Below are 17,194 nucleotides of genomic sequence, written 5' to 3' on the forward strand. Positions count from 1 at the left end.
TCGCGCACGCGATGTCGTGGCGGGGACGGCCCGTCGAGGATCTGGCCGCCTCGCGACCGTGCCACGGTATATAAGGCAACGAATACGCGCCACCCTGAGGACAATCCACACGCGAGCCAGCCCGGACCGCCGCGATCGAGGCGGCCGGCGATGGACCGCCGTCAGGCCGTACGGTGGGGTGATGGCCCGCGGTCACGGGGAGGTCAGCCATGCGGTACCACCTGCTCGGGCCGGTCGAGGTTCGCTCCTCCGCCGGGGATCTGCTGACGCTCGGCACGCCGATGCAGGTACGCCTGCTGGCCGTCCTGATGTCGCAGCCGGGCAGCGCGTGGACCATCGACCAGCTCGTCGACGAGCTGTGGCAGGGACGCCCGCCGAAGACGGCAGCAGGCAACGTGAAGACCTACGTCTGGGCGCTACGCCGGGCGCTGCGGTCCCCCGGCGCGCCGGAGCCCACCATCCTCGCCGGAGCCACCGGTTATCGTCTCGTCCTCGATGGGCAGACGGTGGACAGTCTGACCTTCGACGACCTGGCGCAGCGCGGCTATCACGCGTTGCGCCAGGACCGCTGCGCGGATGCCCTGCGGGCGTTCGAGGCGGCGCTGGCGCTGTGGCGGGGCGAGCCGTTCGCGGGACTGCCTGGCGCGGGGGTGTTGCTCTCGGTCCGGACCAGGCTCCAGGAACAGCGGTCGAGTCTGCTGGAGGAGGTCGCGGACCTCCATCTCCGCGCCGGGCGGCACAACGAGCTGATCGAGCCGCTCCGGACCCGGATCGACGGGGATCCACTGCGCGAGCGTCCCTGGGGGCAGCTCATGGTGGCCCTGGCCCAGGCCGGACGGCGGGCGGACGCGCTGGCGACGTACCGGCAGGTGCGTCGGGTCCTGGCCGAGGAGGTGGGGGTCGAGCCCGGCGCCGACCTGCAACGGTTGCACACCAGCATCCTGCGGGCCGACCGGGAGGTGTCGACATCCGGGGCACGGCCGCCGGAGTGGCAGCCAGCACGGATGGTTCCCCGGCAGTTGCCCGCCCCACCGACGTTGTTCACCGGCCGGACCAGCGAGCTGGCCCGACTCACGACGCTGCTGCTCGACGACACCGAATCGGCCGGCACCGTCGTCGTCACCGGCACCGGCGGCGTCGGAAAGACCTGGCTGGCGTTGCGCTGGGCACACGACAGCCTGCACCACTATCCGGACGGGCAGCTCCACGTCGACCTGGGCGGTTTCGGCACGGCGACACGGGAGGCGGCACCGTCCGCCGTCGTCGTGCGATCGCTGTTGCCCGCCCTGGGCGTCAAACCCCTGGAGATACCCGCCGAACCGGCGGCCCAGTTCGCCCTGTACCGGAGCCTGACCGCGGACCGACGGCTGCTCGTGCTGCTCGACAACGCGCGCGACGCCGAACAGGTCCGGCCGCTGCTGCCCGGGTCCCGCCGATGTGGCGTGATCGTGACGAGTCGCCACACGCTGCCGGGCCTGGTCGCCGCCGAGGGCGCCCACACCGTCGCACTGGATCTGCCCAGCGCCGCCGAAGCACGCCAGTTGCTCGTGCGCCGGCTCGGTGCGCGGGCCGCCGCCCAGCCGGCCGCGGTGGACGAGCTGGTCAGCCGTACCGCGCGGTTGCCCCTCGCGTTGTCCATCGTGGCGGCGCGGGCCGCCGCCCGACCCGCGTTCCCCCTCCAGGCCATCGCGGACGATCTGGCCGCACCCAGGGGCGGTCTCGCGGCCCTGGCCACCGACGACGCCGCCACCGACCTGCGGACGGTGCTCTCCTGGTCGTACCGTCTGCTCAGTCCGGACGCGGCCCGACTGTTCCGGCAGATCAGCCTGCACCCGACGGCCGACCTCGGCGCGGCGGCGGCGGCCAGCCTCGCCGGGGCACCGCCACACCAGATCCGGCCGGCCCTCGACGAGTTGACCCGGGCCAACCTGCTGACCGAGCAGTCCCCCAGCCGCTTCCGCTGTCACGACCTGCTCCGGGCCTACGGAGAGGAACTGACGGAGAGCCACGACTCCGCGGCCGCCCGGAGAGCCGCCCGCAAGCGCGTGTTCGACCACTATCTGCGGGCCGTCCGTGCCGCGGCGAGGCTCGTCGACGCCGGCCACCAGCCGACCGATCCGCTGCCCCCGCCCACCGACGCGGCACCGCCGACGTTCGCCGACCACCGGGCCGCACTGGCCTGGTTCACCATCGAACAGGGGGTGCTGCTGGCCGCCGTCGACGACGCGGTCGCCCACCGCTTCGACGCCCACGCCGGGCAGCTCGCCCAGGCCCTCACTCCCCTGCTCAGCCGGTTGTCGCGGTGGCACGACCTGAGCGCCGTGCAGGCCGTCGCGGTCGCGGCCGCCCGACGCCGCGGTGAGCCGGGGGCCGAGGCGGTGGCACACCGGGACCTCGCGCTGGCACACCTCCAGCTCCGCCGGTACGGTGCCGCCCGCCGGCACCTGCGCAGCGCGATGACGCGGTACGAGACGGTCGGTGACCGGCCGGGCCAGGCGAGCATCCACCTGCACCTCGCCTGGGTGTACGACATCGAGGGCAACCCGCGCGACGCGCTGCCGCACGCCGAGGCGGCGCTGGCGCTGTCCAGCGGCAGCGACGACGCACGCGGCGCGGCGGATGCGCTCAACGCGATCGGGTGGGGTCACGCCCGCCTGGACGAGCACGTCCGGGCCATCGCCTACTGTGAGCAGGCACTGGCACTCCATGCCGAGGTCCACAACCGGGTGGGCGAGGCCCAGACCTGGGACAGTCTCGGCTTCGCCCATCAGGGTCTCGGGGCACACCCGACGGCGGTGGACTGCTATCGACGCGCCCTCGCCCTGTATTCCGACGCTCAGGACCAGTGCGGACGGGCCGAGACACTCGTCCGGCTCGGGGACAGCCATCGGGCGGTGGGCGAGCACGACACGTCGAAGGACCTCTGGGGACAGGCGTTGGCGATCTTCGACCGGATCGGTCATCCGCTGGCCGGTGAGCTGTCCGAGCGGTTGGCGACCACGCGCTGAGCGTGCCCCGTACGCCGCGTCCGGACCGGCATGGATCGGGCATGGACCGGTCGTCGGCAGGCTGGGCGAATGCTGACCCTGAAGAGACCCACTCTCCGGCACCGCGGCGGGGTCGACCGTCGACGCCCGCCGCTCGCCCGTCTCCTTCCGGCCGCCGTCGCGGTCCTCGTCGCCCTGTCGCTGAACGCCCCACCGGCGTTCGCGGTCACCCCGCCGGCGTCGCCCCCCGCCAGCGGGTCGGCCACCGGTTCGGTCGTGGAGAGCACCACCGGCGGGTGGAACAGCCGCATCGACTGGCGGGCGTGCGCGGACCCGGCCGACGATCCGGGTACGCGATGCGGCACCCTGCGCCTGCCTGTCGACTGGGCCCGGCCGCGAGGGGAGACCTTCGAGCTGGCCCTGGCCCGCCGCCCCGCCACCGACCCGGCCGCCCGCATCGGCGCCCTGGTCTTCAACCCCGGTGGCCCCGGCCTGTCCGGGGTGGACGTGGCGCTGACGGCCGCCAGTCAGCTCGGGCCGGATGTGCTGCGCCGCTTCGACATCATCGGCTTCGACCCCCGGGGCACGGTGCGGAGCGCACCGGTGCGCTGCTCGTCGGCGTTGCTGGCCCAGCACCCCTCCCTGACCCCCACCACCGCCGCGGAGTTCGAGCGACTCCGCACCTACAACCGCCAGTTGCGCGAGGACTGCCGCGCGCAGAGTGGCCCCCTGTTCGACCACCTCGACAGCGTGAGCGTCGCGCGGGACACGGACGCCATCCGGGCGGCACTCGGTGAGCGGCAGCTCAGCTTCTACGAGTGGTCCTACGGCACCCTGATCGGGCAGGCGTACGCCGAACTGTTTCCCGACCGCGTCCGCGCACTGGCCATGGACAGCGTGATGGACCACAGCCAGGGGGTCCGGGGGTACTTCCGCAGCGGGGCGGCCAGCAACGAGGCCCTGTTCCACGAGTTCGTGAGCTGGTGCGAGCGGACCCCGAGCTGTGCGCTGCACGGCCGCGACGTGCCCGCGCTGTACGACCAACTGATGCGCCGTGCCGACGCCGGCACGCTCGTCGACGCGGGCACCGGCGAAACGCTCACCTGGTTCGAGCTGGGGTTCGCGACGTTCGTCAACTTCTTCGACGCGACCTGGGCCGACCTCGCCACCATGCTTCTCGCGTTGGAGCGGGGCGAGCCCGCCGCACTCGCGTCCCCGATGGTCCCGGTCGACAGCGGCGTGGACCTGACCGAGTACGCCCTACCCGCGTTCTGCCAGGACTGGTCGCTGCCGGTCGACGACTTCGCCGAGTGGAACCGGTATCTGGAGCTGTCCCGCGCCGCGGCGCCGCACCTGCGCGCCTCCCCGCTGGCCGTCCGCTTCGCCGCGATCTGCCTGGGCTGGACGGCGGTCAACCCGCAACATGAGCTGCGGGTGCGGACGAGCACCCCGATCCTGCTGCTCAACGGTCGCTACGATCCGGCCACCCCGTACGACGGGGCGCAGCGGGTGGCGCGCCAACTCGGCACGCATGGCCGCCTCCTCACCTACGAGGGGTCGGGTCACGCCAGCTACCCACGCACGGAGTGCACCCGCGGGAACGTCGACAGGTACCTCATCCATCGAGTCCTGCCGCCGGTCGGCGCGAGCTGCCCGGCCGCCCCGGCCTGACGGCATCGTGTCTCCCGGGCGGACGTCGCCGACAGCGTGACACCGGGGTCGGCGCCGAGGCTGGTTGCCTCGGCGCCGACCCGGCGTTCGCGGGGCGGGTCGTCGGCACGGGCCTCAGGTGCAGCGCCACACCAGCGGCCGGTGCTCCTCGTTCTCGTAGACGGCACCGACCACGGTCCGGCCGTCGTCACTGATCCCGTCGGCCGAGTACGTGCCCGCCTCGGTCGACCGAACCTCGGGCCGGCCCGGCAACCGACGGGACGTGCCGTCCGCTCCGACGATCAACGGCGCGCCGTCGTCGACCAGCAGGTCGCCGTTGCCGGCGATCCCGCTCGCGGACGGGTACGGCAGCACGCTCGCCGCCCCGGTCGTCAGGTTCCATCGCACCGGCAGCATCTGCACGGCCCCGCCCCGCGCGGCACCGGGGACCATGCCGATCGCCCAGTTGCCGTGTGCCGAATCGATCGAGGCGTGCGGGTAGCCGTCCGGCACCGCCAACTCGGCCCCGGTGCCCTGGGGCGTCCACCGGTAGGGCCGATCGCCCATCGTGCCGACGACCGTGCCGTCCTCGGTGATCCCGGTCGCCGCGGACCCCACTCGGCCGAGGAAACGGTACTGCTGCGGGCGGTCCACTGACCACAGCACGGCACGGGGTGTGTCGTCGGCCTTCCGGGCGGTGCCGGCGATGTCGCCCCGACCGTTGACCGCGTACACCAGGACCGCGTCGTAGCCGGGCGGGGTGGTCAGGAAACGCAGGGTCCCACCCCGGTAGACCCAGCCGGTGCCGTCGCCGTTGGTGCCGACCACGTACCCGCCGGCGTTGACCGCGGCCCCGTGCCGGGCGGTGGCCGGCAGGACCGTTGCCCGGCCGTCGGTCCACAGCACGACCCGCCCGTCCTCGTTTCCGGTCCCGATGTCACCGACGATGTGCCGCCCGGTGGGGTCGACACCGGTCGCCACCGCGACCGAACCGCGGACCGGCTGCGGCAGCGCCGACGCCGCACAGGTGAGCGACCTGGCCGGCGCGGTCGACACGGACGCGGTCGGCGACACCGCGATGGCCGGCGGGACCGGAGCGGGTTCGCCGGCGACCCCGCCGAACTGGACGGTGCCCACGGCGGCGAGCCCGGCCAGCACCGTCACCGTGGCGACACCGCCGACCCGGCGACGCCGGCGGCGACGCCGGCCGTCACGGATCGCGCGGTCCAGGTCGACGCGCGGCTCGGGGACCGGCGCCGCTCGCAGCAGTGCGGCGATCCGCTGGTCGTCCACCATGGTCATGTCGAATTCCTTCCGGCCATCTCGGCGACGTCGAGCACCTGGCGGATCGCCGCCAGCGCCCGAGCCGTCTGCGACTTCACGTTGCCTTCGGAGCAGCCCATCGCGGCGGCCGTGTCGGCGAGCGACAGGTCGCACAGGAACCGCAGGACCAGCACGGTGCGCTGGCCGCGGGGCAGGTGGGCGAGCGCGGCGACCAGGCTGTCCCGCTCGGCCACCTCGTCGTGCGGCATCACCGGGCGCTCCGGCTCGGGCGTCGACCCCAACAAGCGGACCTTCGACCAGCTCAACCGCTTCTCGTCGACGAGCTTGTGGACGAGCATCCGGTGCACGTACGCGTCGACGTTGTCGGCCCGGCTGACCTTGCGCCAGTGCACGTACAACGCCGTGATCGTCTGCTGCACCACGTCGTCGGCCAGATGGGCATCGCCGCACATCAGGAACGCGGTCCGATGCAGGCTCGGCAGTCGCGCGGACACGTACTCCACGAACTCCCGCTCGGCATCCATCATTGAGGCTCCCTCCTCTGCACGCTCGACGGGTCCGGACGACCGTCGGGTTGCGTCCGGTCCGAGGTTCGGCGGGATGCCAGGTCAGCGCCGGTGACCGTAGCAGCGCGTGCGGCGCTCGGCGTCCGGCGCAGCTCCCTCTGGCGAGGGAGCGTCTCCCCTGTCGGCGGGGTTCGCCCGGCCCCGGGCAGCGGGAGGATCGGATGCATGGCGACATCAATCGTTCGCAGGGCGGGCCACGGCCTGACGTACGCGGTGCTCGGCTGGGCCGTGGCATACGGGGGCGTGCGTCTGGCGTGGACCGTCGGCGAGACCCCGGAGTTCCGGCAGTTCGGATCGGACCTGGTGGGGTTCACCGGTTGGTGGTCGGTGGCGCTGTGTCTGGCCGCGGCTGTGCTGGCCGTTGCGCTGGACCGGGTGTCGACGTGGCGGCCGGTGCTCGCGGGGGTCGCCTGGGCGGTCACCGGGGCGCTGGTCGCGGCCGCCGCGATCCTGCTGCCGGAGCTTGTGGGCTTCCTGCTGTTCGTGGTCAGCCCGCACTTCGACCCGACGGCGTTCGTCAGCCGGCTGGGTTGTGTGACCGGAGCGGCCCTGCTCGGCCTGGCCACCGCCCGCTATCAGCGGCGCACCCGGGGCGACTGCCCGGAGTGCTGCCGGACCGGGCGACCCGGTCACCGCCGCGCGGTCCCCGCGCGCTGGGCACGCTGGGCCGCGTACGTCGCGGTGGCCGGCCTCGTGACGCGCTTCGCGGCACAGGGCGTGGTGGGGTTCGACAGCCTCATCCAGGACCCCTCCGTGATCGGGCTGGAGGTCGGCCTGCTGCTGGCGGGAGCGCTGTTGCCGTTGGCGCTCGTCCACCACTGGGGTGAGGTCTGGCCGGGGTGGGTGCCGCTGCTCGCCGGCCGCCCGATCCCTCGCCTGCTGTTGCTGGTGCCCGGCTTCGGGCTCGGGGCGGGCATCGTGGCGTACTTCGGCATGGGGCTCGTGCAGTTGGTGTCCGGATCGGTCAGCGAGTTCTCCGACACGTTCCTCTGGGTGGCGATGTCGGCGTACTGGGTCCTGGGGCTCGGGCTCCTCGCGGCGTCAAGCGACTACCACCTGCGTACCCGCCGGGCGTGCGGGGCCTGCGGGCGCTGACGGGAGCCCCAGCCGTGCGCTGGGGCTCCCGCCCGGTGCCCGGTTCGTGGTGGGCGCACGGTCAGTGCGAGTGCCGGGGTACGGCGCTGCCGCTGCCGCCGACCAGGAAGTCGAGGTCGGCTCCCTGGTCGGCCTGGAGAACGTGCTCGGTGTACAGGCGTGTCCAGCCCCGGTCGGCCGTCCGCGGTGACGGTTGCCAGGCGGCGCGGCGTTGGGTGAGTGTCGCGTCGTCGACCAGCAGGTCCAGGCGCCGCGTCGGGACGTCGACGCGGACCAGGTCGCCGGTGTGTACCAGCGCGAGCGGGCCTCCCACGGCGGCCTCCGGGGCCACGTGCAGGACACAGGTGCCGTACCCGGTGCCGCTCATCCGGGCGTCGGAGATCCGCACCATGTCGGTGATGCCGGCTTCGAGCAGTCGTCGTGGCATGGGCACGTTGCCCACCTCCGGGAAGCCGGGATAGCCCCGGGGGCCGGCGTTGCGCACCACGATCACCGTGTCCGGGGTGACGTCGAGGTCCGGATCGTCGGCGGCGACGACGTAGTCCTCGATCCGGTCGAAGACGAGCGCCGGTCCGGTGTGTCGCAGGAGGTGCGCGGAGGCGGCGGAGACCTTCAGCACGGCCCCGGACGGCGCGAGTGACCCCCGGAGCACCACGGTGCCCGAGCCGGCGGGTTGGAACGGCTCGGCCAGGGTGCCGATGACCTGCCGGTTCCAGCACTGCACGCCGCTGATGTTGTCGGCGACGCTCCGGCCGCTGACGGTGACGTGCTCCATGTTGAGCAGGGCGGCGATCTCGTTCATCACCGCCGGCACGCCGCCCGCGTAGGCGAAGTCCTCCATCAGGTACGCCCCGGACGGCATCAGGTTGACGAGCATGGGCACGTCGGCGGTGAGGGTGTCGAAGTCCTCCAGGGTCAGCGGGACGCCGAGGCGGCCGGCGATCGCCAGCAGGTGGACGACGGCGTTCGTGGACCCGCCGATCGCGGCGTTGACCCGGATGGCGTTCTCGAACGCCTCCCGGGTCAGCACCGTGGACAGCCGCTGGTCCTGCGCGACCATGGCGACGATCCGGCGGCCGGCGGCCTGCGCGAGCGCGTACCGGCGCGAGTCGACAGCCGGCACGGCGGCCGCTCCCGGCAGTTGCACGCCCAGTGCCTCGGTCACGCAGGCCATCGTGGAGGCGGTGCCCATGGTCATGCAGTGGCCCCGGCTGCGGGACATGCCGACCTCGGCCTCCGCGCAGTCGGCCGCGGTCATCCGGCCGGCGCGCTGCTCCTCGGTGAAGCGCCAGACGACGGTGCCCGACCCGATGTCCTGGCCCCGGAACTTGCCGTTCAGCATCGGTCCGCCGGTGATCATCAAGGTGGGGAGGTCGACGCTCGCCGCGCCCATCAGCAGGCCGGGGGTGGTCTTGTCACAGCCGGAGAGCAGCACCACCCCGTCGAGGGGGTTGGCGCGGACCGACTCCTCCAACTCCATGGCCAGCAGGTTGCGGTAGAGCATGGTCGTGGGTCGCATCAGGGGCTCGCCCAGGCTCATGGCGGGGAACTCCAGTGGCAGGCCGCCGCTCTCCCACACCCCCCGCTTCACCGATTCGGCCAGGTCCCGCAGGTGGGCGTTGCAGGGTGTCAGCTCCGACCAGGTGGTGGCGATGCCGATCACCGGACGACCGTCGAAGACGTCGTCCGCGAAACCCTGGTTGCGCATCCAGGAACGGTGGATGAACCCGTTGCGGCCCTCCGCGCCGAACCACTGCCCGCTGCGCAGCGGACGATCCGTCGTCGACATCAGCACACCTCTCTGTCATCCGGCGATCAAGGGGGTGGCACCTACCGGAGGCCGCCGACGGACAGCCCGCCGCGCCAGTGCCGTTGCAGGCTGAAGAACGCGATGACCAGTGGGATCACCGACACGAGCGAGCCCAGGATGATGAGGCTCCACAGCGAGGTGCCTCCCGAGTTGTTCGCCGAGGCGATGCCCTGCCAGAGGCCGAGGCCGACGGTCACCGGAAAGAGCCGGTTGTCGGAGAGCATGGCCAGCGGCAGGAAGTAGTTGTTCCAGGACGCCACGGCGGACAGCAGGAGCACGGTGACCACCGCGGGGCGCATCAGCGGGAGGGCGATCTGGAGGAAGGTACGCACCTCGCCCGCGCCGTCGACACGTGCCGCGTCCAGCAGCTCGTCGGGCACGGCGTCGCGCGCGTAGACGTGCATCAGGTAGACGCCGAACGGATTGAGCAGCGACGGGAGGATCACCGCCCAGACCGTGTTGGTCAGGCCGAGCCGGGAGAACATGATGAAGGTCGGGATGACCAGGGCGGTGGCGGGCACCATCAACGCGCCGAGCACGACGGCGAAGCTGAAGCGCCGGGCGGCGAACCGGTACTTGGCGAAGCCGTAGCCGGCCATCACCGACAGGACCGTGGCGCCGATTCCGCCGGCTATCGCGTACAACGTGGAGTTGAGGATCCACCGCAGGTAGATGCCCCCGTCGTAGGTGAACAGCTGCCGGAGGTTGCCGACGTAGTCGATCTGGTCGGAGAACCACAGGGTGTTGCCTCCGCCGAACAGCCCCGGTGCGTCCTTGGAGCTGTTGACGATCACCCACCAGAACGGTACGAGGAAGTAGATCACCATGAAGCCGAGGAGGATCTGCAGCGGCAGATAGCGTTGCGGTCGACGAGGACCCGCGCTGACGCTCGTGCGATTGGCCATCAGAGGAAGCTCCTCCGCTTGCGGGTGAAGAACAGGAATGCGTACACGCAGATGAACACGATGCCGCCGAGGGCGAACGAGATCGCCGATCCGTAGTTGAAGTTGGCGAGGGCGAACGCCTGCTGGTACGCGTACATGTTGGGGGTGAAGTCCGTCCCGATCGTGCCGGCGGCGAGATACCGCAGGATCTGCGGTTCGTTGAAGAACTGCAGGGTGCCGATGAGTGCGAAGACCAGGATGAGGATCAGCGCGGGCGCGATCAGTGGGATCTTGATCCGCAGCGCGACCTGCCACCGTCCGGCGCCGTCCATCCGGGCGGCCTCGTAGAGCGTGGGGTCGACGCCCTGCAACGCCGCGTACAGGATGATCATGTAGTAGCCGACCCACTGCCAGGTGACGACGTTCAGCAGGCCGTAGAAGATCAGGTTGCTGCTCAGGAAGTCGGGTGCCGTCGCCCCGAACAACCCGAAGATGTCGGTGAGCGGGCCGAAGCCCTTGCTGTAGAGGAACCCCCACATCACCGCCCCGATCACCGTGGGGATCGCGTACGGCAGGAAGATCATGAGGCGGGAGAAGCGCGCGAACAGGGACGTCACCGCGTCCAGGATGAGCGCCATCGCCAACGCGATGGCGATCTGCACCGGGATGGCGACGAGGGAGAACCGGAGAACGAACCACGCCCCGGACAGGAAGCTCGGGTCGGTGAACGCCTTCACGTAGTTGTCGAAGAGGACGAAGCTGGTGCCGCCGATCAGCTTCTTCTGGAAGAGACTGAGGTACAACGCGTAGCCCAGCGGCGCGATGAGGAACGCCAGGAAGACGACCGCGAACGGCCCGACGAAGAGCCACCCCATCAGGTGCTCGCGGAGGTGCACCTTGCCACGGGTCTTGCGCTTCTCGGTGCGGGTACGCGGTGTGCGCTGCTCGGTCAGGAGTGTCATCTGTGGTCTCCGGGACGTGGACGCTGCGGGATCGTGGGTGGGCCGGCCGTCGAGCGGCGGCACGGCCCACCCATCCGGTCACTGGACGGTGAAGCCCTGCTCCTTGGCGTACTTCGCCACGTCCTCCTGGATCCTGTCGGCGGCCTGCGCACCGGTGGCGGAGCCCTTGATGATCTCGCTGATCTGCTTGGTCATCGCGTCGAGGTAGAACTGGCCGAACGGGGCGTAGGCGACGCCCTTGTAGGCGTTGGCGGCGGGGACGTAGACCTCCTTGTTCGCCTGCTGGCCGTCGAAGAACGCCACCTTCAGGTCGATGAACGCGGGATCGTTGAGCGCCGTCAGGTTGAGCGGGAAGATGATCTGGTTGGTCCAGCCGTCGGTCAGCGACTCCTTGTCGGCGTAGAGCCCGTAGGCGACCTTCGCCGCCAGCTCCGGCTTCTTCGCCTGCTTGGTCACCGAGAAGGCCGACCCACCCCAGTTGACCTGCACCGGGTTGTTCGCATCCCACTGCGGCAGCGGCGCCACCGCGAACTTGCCGGTGTCCTGGCCCTTACCGACACCCGCGCCGGTGAGATAACCGGGTGCCCAGGCCGCCGAGATGTACGTCGCGTAGTTGCCGTTGATCACGCCGGAGATGTACTCCGGGGTGAACTGGTCCTGCGTCCCGACCAGGCCCTTCTTGGCGAGGCCGCCCCAGTAGTCGAGCACGTCCTTGGACGGCTGGTCGTTGAGTTTCACGCCGATGGACTTCGGCTGCGCCGGATCGAAGGTGAACGGGGACGCGCCCTTCTGGATCTGGAGCGCCATCATGACCGCCGGGACGTTCGCGCCGAGGTCCCCGAACAGCGGGCCACCCGCGTCCTTGACCTTCTGCGCGGCCTGCTCGTACTCGGCCCAGGTCTTCGGCGGGGTGATCTTGTACTTGTCGAAGATGTCCTTGCGGTAGATCATGCCCATCGGGCCACCGTCGACCGGGACCCCGTAGACCGCGTCGCCGACCGACACGTCCTTCCAGGCGCCGTCGCTGTAGTTGGCCTTGACCGCGTCGTAGCCGTACTTCTTGATGTCGATGAGCGCGCCCTGGATCTGGAAGGTCGGGATCCGGTCCGCCTCGACCATGATCACGTCGGGCGCGCCGGTGCCCGCCGAGATGGCCGTCTGGAACTTGTCGTACTCGTCGCCGCCCTGCCCGACGTTGGTCCAGCAGACCTGCACGTCGTCGTGCTGCTTGTTGAAGTTGTCGACGACGAGTTGGGTGTTGGGGTACCAGCCCCACATCGTCACGACCGGCACGTCCTTCTTGGTGATGGTGTTCGTGCAGTTGCTCGCGTCGCTTCCCCCCTCGTCGGAGGAACAGCCGACGAGCCCGGCCCCGGCCGCGAGCATGGTCACCGTGGCGAGTATTCGTATCGTCTTCATTGACGGTCTTCCCTTCGGGGATCGCGGTGCGACAGTTTCCTGCTCGGCGGGCGCCACCAGGGCAGGAAGGCCTGCCCCGGTGTCGCCGCCGTGGACGTGCTCCTAGCGCTTGAACAGGCGCGGCGCCAGGTCGATGAGGTTCTTCTGCCACACGTCCCAGCCATGCGGCCCGGGGGTCACCCCGTCGAACTCGTAGCGGATACCGAGGTTGTCCAGCGTGGTCAGCGATGCCATGAAGCTCGGGTACACGAAGTCGGTCCGGTCGCCGACGTACAGGCGCAGCATCTTCGTCCCGCTGTTGATCGCCTCGACGTCGACACCGGTGCCGCTGCCGAACCCGGCCGAGAGCGCCGCGACGTAGGCGAACTCACCCGGGTACGCCCGCAACACCCCCAGTGCCTGCCCGCCGCCCATCGACAGGCCGGCGATTGCCTGCTGGGACGACTCGCTGGAGATGCGGTAGCGGGCGCGGGCCGTCGGCACGATGTTCTCCAACAACTCCCGGTTGAAGTTCGACGAGTTGCCGTTGCCCATCACGACGACCATGGGCGTGAGGTCACCGTCGAGGAACTGGTGGTCGAGGATCTGCTTGGCGCGTCCCATCTCAACCCAGTCGGTGTGGTTCTGGCCACCGCCGTGCTGGAGGTAGAGGACGGGGTACGGCTGTGCCCGGCCCGGGTCGTACCCGGGTGGCGTCCACACCAGAGCCGTGCGGTCCTGGCCGGCCACGGTGCTGGGATAGGTCATGCTCTCGACGGTCCCGCCCCGCCCGGCGGGGACGTCCGTCAGCAGGCGGGCACCCGGCCCGGGGATGAGGAAGGTGCTCCACGTCGGTTCCGTGGTCACCGTCGTCGGATTCGAGGTGTCCTTGACCGCGACCCGGTCCACGATCAGCCGGTAGTAGTAGAACCAGGGCTTCAGCGGACCCACGGTCGCCCGCCACCGGTCACCGTCGCGGGTCAGCGGCACGCGCAACCAACTGCCGCCCGGCGCGATGTTCGCCCATACCGTGACGTGCTGTGCGTCCGTGAAGTTCGTGGTCGTCTCGAACGTGACGAACCCGTCCTCGGTGACGAACGGCGTCGGGGTGGTGCCGGCCGGCGGCGGAACGAACTCCCCCCGCAGCGGCCGGTGACCGGGGCTCGGCCCGTGGTCCGACACGTGCTGGAACAGTCGCGGCGCGAAGTCGACGAGGTTCTCCTGCCAGGTGGTCCAGTTCGCGCCGCCGTCCGGGTTGACCCCGTCGACCTCGAACCTGACCTCGGCCCGGTCCAACGCCTTCATCAATCGGTAGGTGGGGTTGTACGCGGGATCCGTCTGGTTTCCCGTGTAGAGGCGCAACACCTTCACGGTGCGGTTGACCGTCCTGGCGTCCTTCCGGTCGACCTGCGGGACCGACCGACCCGAGAACCAGCCCACGTAGCCGAACTGACCCGGCTTGGCCAACGCGGCCTGGACCGCCGCCGTCGCGCCGCCGGACACACCCGCGATCGCCTGGTGCGCCGGATCACGAAGGACCCGGTAGCTGTCGGTGACCGCCTTCCGGAGGTCCTTCAGCTCCCTGCCGTCCGCGCCGTTGGCATCGTTGATCACGACCACCATCGGCCTGATGGCGCCGGCGGCCGAGAGGTTGTCGAGGATCTGCTTGGATCGGCCGAGGTCGAGCCAGTCGCTGGCCTTCGCGGCATCGCCCGACTGCAGGTAGAGCACCGGGTAGCCCTTCGGTCCCTTGGCCGCGTACCCCGGTGGCGTCCACACCAGGGCCGACCGCTGCCCGCTCCGGGTGCGGTAGTTCAGGGTCTCGACCGTGCCGCCGGTGCCCGTCGGTGCGTCTGCCAACCACCGCGCCGAGTCACCGGGGACGAGGAAGGTGCTCAGGAGCGGATTGGACGCCACAGTCGTGCTGTTCGTCGGATCCTTGAGGCTCTTGGTGTCGTCGGCGGTGACCTGGTAGTGGTAGAGCCCCGGCGTGAGCGGGCCGAGGATGCCCGACCACACGTCGCCGCGCCGGGTCAGCCCGAACTCCGCCCAGGCCGCGGAGGGGCCGAGGTTGCCCTCGACGACGACCTGCGAGACCGAGCCCAGGTGCTCCTGGACGTACGCGGCCGGCACGGTGAACGAGGCGTAGCGATCCGGGGAGACATCCAGCCACGGTGTCTCCGCCGCCGCGGCCGGTTGCGGCGCGAACAGGACGGCCGCGGCCGCCATGACTCCGGCGGTGAACACCGCCGAGAGTCGACGCACGCCCGATCGGCGTACGGGCCAGTGGTTCGTTGCGGTTGTCACGCTCCACTCCTTTCCTGCGCCGGCAGCGGACGCGACCCGCCGGGCCGGCTCAACTCATCGGCGAAGCTCGCCGTGGGTCTGCGCGTGCACACCTCCTTCGCGGCTCTGCCCCGGGCGGACCTGACGGGGTCGCCCGCTGCGGCGGACATGGGTCACGGTCGTGCCGCGCTTCGTGGTGGCGCGCTCGACCCACGGACGACGAGGTCTGTCGGCAGCACGACCTGGCGTGGCCCCTCCCACTCGCCGGTCACCAGCGCCTTCAACATGCGCGCGGCCTCGTAGCCGAGTTGGTACATCGACTGGTCCACAGTGGTCAGACCCGGCCGGGTCAACGCCGACTCCGGGATGTTGTCGAACCCGACGACGGACAGGTCCCCGGGGACCGCGAGCCCCAGCTCCGCGGCGACCTCCAGCACCTTCAGGGCCATCCCGTCGCTCGCCGCGAAGATCGCCGTCGGCGGGTCCGCACGTTGCAACAGCGCGCGTGCCAACGGCGTCGCCGACTCGGGGTTGAAGTCTCCTTCGCCGATCAGCGTCGGGTCGACCGGGAGGCCTGCGTCGGTGAGCGCCGCCCGGTAGCCCTCCTCCCGCGACCACGCCGCGGCCAGGCTGGCGCGGCCCGCGATGAACCCGATGCGCCGGTGGCCCAGGCCCAGCAGGTGCTCGACCGCCGTGGTGGCGCCCGCGAGGTTGTCGGCCGTCACCGAATGCGCCGTCGAGCCGCGCACCGGGTCGATGGCCACGATCGGTGTCCGGCTCTGGACCTCACCCCAGGGTGTGACGACGATGCAGCCGTCGGTGAGGGTGCCCGACAGGCGGGCGACGTGCCGCTTCTCCCAGCCCTCCGAATACGACCCGTAGAGGTCGCTGTTGGCGTAGATGATCAGATCGAAGCCCGAGCGGCTCAGCGCCTTCATCGCTCCCTTGAGCACCTCGGCCGTGTACGACTGGAAGCTGTGCGTCACGAGGCCCAGGACGTTGGTGCGGCTGCGCCGGAGGCTGGTGGCCACCAGACTCGACTCGTAGCCGAGCTGGTCGATGGCCGAGCGGACCTGAGCAATGGTGCGGGCACTGACGCCGTAGTGCCCGTTGACCACGCGCGAGACGGTGGCGGTGGAAACACCGGCGACCCGCGCGACATCACTCATTGTGGCCGGCGCATTGACCTCAATCATGCCGCTCCCTCTGGACTGCAATCGTTATCGGTTACGTTTCCAGGGTGTTGCCAACGTAACCGACCGGGGTTACGAGCACAAGACCTCCGCGCCTCCCGCGACGCCTGGTAGAACGTCCTACCAGGACAGTCGGGCAGCCTCGGTGAGACAGTGGGACGGCCACGGAATTGTGAACGGAGGCCGCTCTCGGCGCGGACGGGAAGTGCGAGTTTCTGCGGTTGCGCAGACCGAAAGAACGGGGCGCAAGGCCACCGACATTGCATTCCCCACCGCAGCAGGGAATTGCGGTCCCCGATAACGGGTCCGGTGCGCCGCACCCGCGCGCCACGTTCGGCCACGCGTCACCGGCCGGGCGGCGTCCGCCCGGATCGCCCACATTGACCGCGGGCAACTATTCCCTACCGTAAACGTAATCGGTAACGTTTACATAGATCAAGAACGTAGTCCACCGCCCCCGCGGTGTCCAGACCGCACACGGACCCCACCACCCCTCGGTCCCGCGCGCCGGCAGCGCTCTCGGCGTCGGGACCTCGCACGAAGGGAGCCCGTCCTGAACCCCCACCTCGACAAGGCGCCGATGCACCTGACCGGCGCCGGATGCCCCCTCCCCCACCGCTACCGGATGCCCGCCCGGCCCCGGCCGGACCGGCTGGCCGGGATCGGGCCGGCGGTCACCGGGGAGGCGTCGTGAACACCGCCCGCCTGAGCCTGGACCCGCGTCGGCGCGTGGCGCCGGTGTCGCGCCGGCTCTTCGGCTCGTTCGTGGAACACCTGGGTCGCTGTGTCTACACCGGCATCTACGAGCCGGGGCACCCGACGGCCGACGCCGACGGCTTCCGGCGCGACGTGCTGGCGCTCGTCCGGGAGCTGGGCGTGACCACGGTCCGCTACCCGGGTGGCAACTTCGTCTCCTCCTACCGGTGGGAGGACGGGGTCGGGGGGGGGGGGCGGGGGCCCCGCCCCCCCCCCCCCCCCCCGGCCCCCCCCGCCCCCCCCCCCCCACCCCGGGGGCGGGGCAAAAGGTAGGGGGGGGGGGGCGGCCCCCCCCGCACCCCCCCACGGGGGGGCACCCCCGC

11 protein-coding genes and 1 pseudogene are annotated in these 17,194 nt (G+C 71.0%); 4 read left to right on the plus strand and 8 right to left on the minus strand.

From position 1 onward, the window contains the following. Positions 1-209 precede the first annotated feature (209 nt). Positions 210-3,008: a BTAD domain-containing putative transcriptional regulator gene (locus tag AB0O48_RS34220; RefSeq protein ID WP_365070104.1), complete on the plus strand. Its 2,799-nt coding sequence runs from the start codon at positions 210-212 to the stop codon at positions 3,006-3,008. 69 nt (positions 3,009-3,077) lie between these two features. Continuing rightward, complete coding sequence (locus AB0O48_RS34225; RefSeq protein ID WP_365070107.1) at positions 3,078-4,658, plus strand: alpha/beta fold hydrolase; 1,581 nt, start codon at positions 3,078-3,080, stop codon at positions 4,656-4,658. Between the two features lie 114 nt (positions 4,659-4,772). Here the strand turns inward: AB0O48_RS34225 and AB0O48_RS34230 are convergent, their stop codons facing one another. Together AB0O48_RS34230 and AB0O48_RS34235 are read right to left on the minus strand one after the other, a co-directional pair. Next, positions 4,773-5,939 carry a hypothetical protein gene (locus AB0O48_RS34230; protein WP_365070110.1) on the minus strand — a complete coding sequence of 389 codons (1,167 nt, stop codon included), beginning with the start codon at positions 5,937-5,939 and terminating at the stop codon, positions 4,773-4,775. Continuing rightward, the gene (locus tag AB0O48_RS34235; RefSeq protein ID WP_365070113.1) at positions 5,936-6,448 is read right to left on the minus strand and encodes a SigE family RNA polymerase sigma factor; all 513 of its coding nucleotides are present in this window, start codon (positions 6,446-6,448) and stop codon (positions 5,936-5,938) included. The genes AB0O48_RS34230 and AB0O48_RS34235 overlap by 4 nt, the downstream gene beginning before the upstream one ends. 204 nt (positions 6,449-6,652) lie before the next feature. On the opposite strand from AB0O48_RS34235, the gene AB0O48_RS34240 reads away from it, so the two are divergent. Then, positions 6,653-7,582, plus strand: a complete 930-nt coding sequence (locus AB0O48_RS34240) for a hypothetical protein (protein WP_365070116.1) — start codon at positions 6,653-6,655, stop codon at positions 7,580-7,582. A 61-nt stretch (positions 7,583-7,643) separates the two neighbouring features. Here AB0O48_RS34240 and AB0O48_RS34245 read toward each other — a convergent pair whose 3' ends face one another. From AB0O48_RS34245 to AB0O48_RS34270, 6 genes are all read right to left on the minus strand, one after another. Further along, positions 7,644-9,371, minus strand: coding sequence for an IlvD/Edd family dehydratase (locus AB0O48_RS34245; protein WP_357571148.1), 1,728 nt, complete (start codon positions 9,369-9,371; stop codon positions 7,644-7,646). 41 nt (positions 9,372-9,412) lie between these two features. Then, the gene (locus tag AB0O48_RS34250) at positions 9,413-10,297 is read right to left on the minus strand and encodes a carbohydrate ABC transporter permease (RefSeq protein WP_357255881.1); all 885 of its coding nucleotides are present in this window, start codon (positions 10,295-10,297) and stop codon (positions 9,413-9,415) included. Next, positions 10,297-11,238, minus strand: a complete 942-nt coding sequence (locus tag AB0O48_RS34255; protein WP_357255879.1) for a sugar ABC transporter permease — start codon at positions 11,236-11,238, stop codon at positions 10,297-10,299. The genes AB0O48_RS34250 and AB0O48_RS34255 overlap by 1 nt, the downstream gene beginning before the upstream one ends. A 78-nt stretch (positions 11,239-11,316) precedes the next feature. Beyond that, positions 11,317-12,657: an extracellular solute-binding protein gene (locus tag AB0O48_RS34260; protein ID WP_357255877.1), complete on the minus strand. Its 1,341-nt coding sequence runs from the start codon at positions 12,655-12,657 to the stop codon at positions 11,317-11,319. A gap of 102 nt (positions 12,658-12,759) precedes the next feature. Continuing rightward, positions 12,760-14,943, minus strand: coding sequence for an alpha/beta hydrolase-fold protein (locus AB0O48_RS34265; RefSeq protein WP_365070122.1), 2,184 nt, complete (start codon positions 14,941-14,943; stop codon positions 12,760-12,762). A gap of 152 nt (positions 14,944-15,095) precedes the next feature. Continuing rightward, positions 15,096-16,118 carry a LacI family DNA-binding transcriptional regulator gene (locus tag AB0O48_RS34270; protein ID WP_357255873.1) on the minus strand — a complete coding sequence of 341 codons (1,023 nt, stop codon included), beginning with the start codon at positions 16,116-16,118 and terminating at the stop codon, positions 15,096-15,098. 687 nt (positions 16,119-16,805) lie between these two features. On the opposite strand from AB0O48_RS34270, the pseudogene AB0O48_RS34275 reads away from it, so the two are divergent. After that, positions 16,806-17,057 (plus strand): annotated as a pseudogene (locus AB0O48_RS34275) (alpha-L-arabinofuranosidase); the annotation flags it as partial. Positions 17,058-17,194: the final 137 nt, after the last annotated feature.

It is taken from the genome of Micromonospora sp. NPDC085948 (assembly GCF_040686315.1).
GTDB lineage: Bacteria > Actinomycetota > Actinomycetes > Mycobacteriales > Micromonosporaceae > Micromonospora.

Bases quoted from the DNA above. Each gene is read 5' to 3' on its own strand.
- AB0O48_RS34230 (WP_365070110.1), bottom strand. From the start codon at position 5,939: ATGACCATGGTGGACGACCAGCGGATCGCCGCACTGCTGCGAGCGGCG.
- AB0O48_RS34245 (WP_357571148.1), bottom strand. From the start codon at position 9,371: ATGTCGACGACGGATCGTCCGCTGCGCAGCGGGCAGTGGTTCGGCGCG.
- AB0O48_RS34250 (WP_357255881.1), bottom strand. From the start codon at position 10,297: ATGGCCAATCGCACGAGCGTCAGCGCGGGTCCTCGTCGACCGCAACGC.
- AB0O48_RS34225 (WP_365070107.1), top strand. From the start codon at position 3,078: ATGCTGACCCTGAAGAGACCCACTCTCCGGCACCGCGGCGGGGTCGAC.
- AB0O48_RS34240 (WP_365070116.1), top strand. From the start codon at position 6,653: ATGGCGACATCAATCGTTCGCAGGGCGGGCCACGGCCTGACGTACGCG.
- AB0O48_RS34255 (WP_357255879.1), bottom strand. From the start codon at position 11,238: ATGACACTCCTGACCGAGCAGCGCACACCGCGTACCCGCACCGAGAAG.
- AB0O48_RS34270 (WP_357255873.1), bottom strand. From the start codon at position 16,118: ATGATTGAGGTCAATGCGCCGGCCACAATGAGTGATGTCGCGCGGGTC.
- AB0O48_RS34260 (WP_357255877.1), bottom strand. From the start codon at position 12,657: ATGAAGACGATACGAATACTCGCCACGGTGACCATGCTCGCGGCCGGG.
- AB0O48_RS34235 (WP_365070113.1), bottom strand. From the start codon at position 6,448: ATGATGGATGCCGAGCGGGAGTTCGTGGAGTACGTGTCCGCGCGACTG.
- AB0O48_RS34220 (WP_365070104.1), top strand. From the start codon at position 210: ATGCGGTACCACCTGCTCGGGCCGGTCGAGGTTCGCTCCTCCGCCGGG.